1 protein-coding gene and 2 pseudogenes are annotated in these 2813 nt (G+C 69.9%); all 3 read left to right on the top strand.

Features of this window, described 5'->3' with window-relative positions:
* Window positions 1-343: 343 nt before the first annotated feature.
* Window positions 344-657: pseudogene (groES, locus tag JNW89_RS33410) on the top strand (co-chaperone GroES).
* A 70-nt stretch (window positions 658-727) separates the two neighbouring features.
* Window positions 728-2368, top strand: coding sequence for a chaperonin GroEL (gene groL, locus JNW89_RS33405; protein WP_238452076.1), 1641 nt, complete (start codon window positions 728-730; stop codon window positions 2366-2368).
* Between the two features lie 126 nt (window positions 2369-2494).
* Window positions 2495-2813, top strand: a pseudogene (locus tag JNW89_RS33400) (molybdopterin-binding oxidoreductase); the annotation flags it as partial.

Below are 2813 nucleotides of genomic sequence, written 5' to 3'. Positions count from 1 at the left end.
GCGAGCGCGGCCGACCCGTCGGGGGTACGCAACGCGGCGAGCTGGTCGATGTCCACGTGCCCATTCTCCCGACCCGCCCCGCGCCGCCCGACCGACCCCTGCCGTGTCGATCGTGGCCGTTCGGACGCGACGCGCTGGCACTCTCCTTGACGGAGTGCTAGCCGAGGAATAACCTGCGATTAGCACTCTCACCCCGAGGGTGCCAGCTCCCGGGCCACCCGGCGCGGGCGCTGAACGCCAGGCGGACCGGCACCCGCGACGACGGCCCCGCCCGGTGGCATGTGGCAGATTGACGCTGGTCGGCCCCGGTCGACCAGCAACGAAACCAGTACCCCAGGAGGGTATGCCCGTGACTACCGCGACCAAGGTTGCGATCAAGCCGCTCGAGGACCGGATCCTGGTCCAGGCGAACGAGGCTGAGACCACCACGGCGTCGGGCATCGTGATCCCCGACACCGCCAAGGAGAAGCCGCAGGAGGGCACCGTCCTCGCTGTCGGCCGGGCCGCATCGACGACAAGGGCAACCGGATCCCGGTTGACGTGAACGTCGGCGACACCGTCATCTACTCGAAGTACGGCGGCACCGAGGTCAAGTACGCCGGCGAGGAGTACCTGGTGCTCTCCGCCCGCGACGTCCTCGCGGTCATCGAGAAGTAAGCAACCGATCAGTGTCGTTGCCCCGGTCCGGCTCGCCGGGCCGGGGCAACGGCGCTTCGAAGGGACATTCATGGCGAAGATCCTGAGCTTCTCGGACGACGCCCGGCACCTGCTCGAGCACGGTGTCAACGCCCTCGCGGACGCGGTCAAGGTCACCCTCGGCCCGCGCGGGCGCAACGTCGTCCTGGACAAGAAATTCGGTGCGCCCACGATCACCAACGACGGCGTGACCATCGCCAAGGAGATCGAGCTCACCAACCCCTACGAGAACCTCGGCGCGCAGCTGGTCAAGGAGGTGGCGACCAAGACCAACGACGTCGCCGGCGACGGGACCACCACCGCGACCGTGCTGGCCCAGGCCATGGTCCGCGAGGGCCTGCGCAACGTGACCGCCGGGGCGAACCCGTCCGGTCTCAAGCGGGGCATCGACGCGGCGGCCGCCAAGGTCTCCGAGGCGCTGCTCGACCGGGCCGTCGAGGTCTCCAGCAAGGAGGCGGTCGCGAACGTCGCGACCATCTCCGCGCAGGACGCCACCATCGGCGAGCTGATCGCCGAGGCGATGGAGAAGGTCGGCCGCGACGGTGTCATCACCGTCGAGGAGGGCTCCGCGCTCACCACCGAGCTGGAGGTGACCGAGGGTCTGCAGTTCGACAAGGGCTTCATCTCGCCGAACTTCGTCACCGACGTGGAGTCGCAGGAGTCGGTCCTGGAGGACCCGTACATCCTGATCACCACGCAGAAGATCTCGGCGATCGAGGAGCTGCTGCCGCTGCTGGAGAAGGTCCTCCAGAACAGCAAGCCGCTGCTGATCATCGCCGAGGACGTCGAGGGCCAGGCGCTGTCGACCCTGGTGGTCAACTCGATCCGCAAGACCGTCAAGGTCTGCGCGGTGAAGGCCCCCGGCTTCGGCGACCGCCGCAAGGCGATGCTCCAGGACATGGCGATCCTGACCGGTGCCGAGCTGGTCGCCCCGGAGCTGGGTTACAAGCTCGACCAGGTCGGCCTGGAGGTGCTCGGCACCGCCCGGCGCGTCGTGGTCGACAAGGAGAACACCACCGTCGTCGACGGTGGCGGCCAGTCCTCCGAGGTCGCCGACCGGGTCGCGCAGATCCGCAAGGAGATCGAGGCCTCGGACTCCGAGTGGGACCGGGAGAAGCTGGCCGAGCGGCTGGCGAAGCTCTCCGGTGGCATCGCGGTCATCAAGGTGGGCGCGGCGACCGAGGTCGAGATGAAGGAGCGCAAGCACCGCATCGAGGACGCCATCGCCGCGACCAAGGCCGCCGTCGAGGAGGGCACGGTGCCCGGTGGTGGTGCCGCCCTGGCGCAGATCCTGCCGGTGCTCGCCGACGACCTGGGCCTGACCGGTGACGAGAAGACCGGCGTCTCGATCGTCCGCAAGGCGCTGGTCGAGCCGCTGCGCTGGATCGCCCAGAACGCCGGCCACGACGGCTACGTGGTGGTGCAGAAGGTCGCCGGCAAGGAGTGGGGCAACGGCCTCGACGCCGCCACCGGCCAGTACGTCGACCTGGTGAAGTCCGGCATCATCGACCCGGTGAAGGTGACCCGCAACGCGGTCACCAACGCCGCCTCGATCGCCGGCCTGCTGCTCACCACCGAGAGCCTCGTGGTGGAGAAGCCGGAGAAGGCCGAGCCGGCCGCCGCCGGTGGGCACGGCCACGGCCACGGTCACCAGCACGGCCCGGGTTTCTGACCCACGGCGTACGCCGACTCAGGGCGCACCGTCTTCGGAGACGGTGCGCCCTGACGCGTCTGCGGGGGCATTACGGAACGCTGACGTGGTTGGCGGTCGGTCCGGTTGATCGACAACACTGGTCCGATGAGCACCACGCCCCGCGGCCTCGCCGCGCTCGCCGGGATCACGGCCGCCGCCGTGGCCATCGGCGTCGCCGAGCCGGTCGCGGTCCTCACCGGCCCCCGGTCCGCCCCGCTGATCGCGGTCGGCGGGCTGGTCGTCGACTTCGTACCCGAGCCGTTGAAGCAGTTCGCCATCACCCTGTTCGGCACGTACGACAAGATCGCCCTGCTGGTCGGGACGGCGCTGCTGCTCGCCGCGTTCGCCGCGCTGCTCGGGCTGCTGGCGGTCCGCCGGCTGTGGATCGGCCTGGCCGGCATCGCGGCCTTCGCCGCCCTCGGCG

This window comes from Micromonospora sp. 4G55, assembly GCF_016803375.1.
The sequence above is the reverse complement of the archived record's forward strand: the minus strand, read 5'-3'. Positions and strand labels throughout refer to the sequence as shown.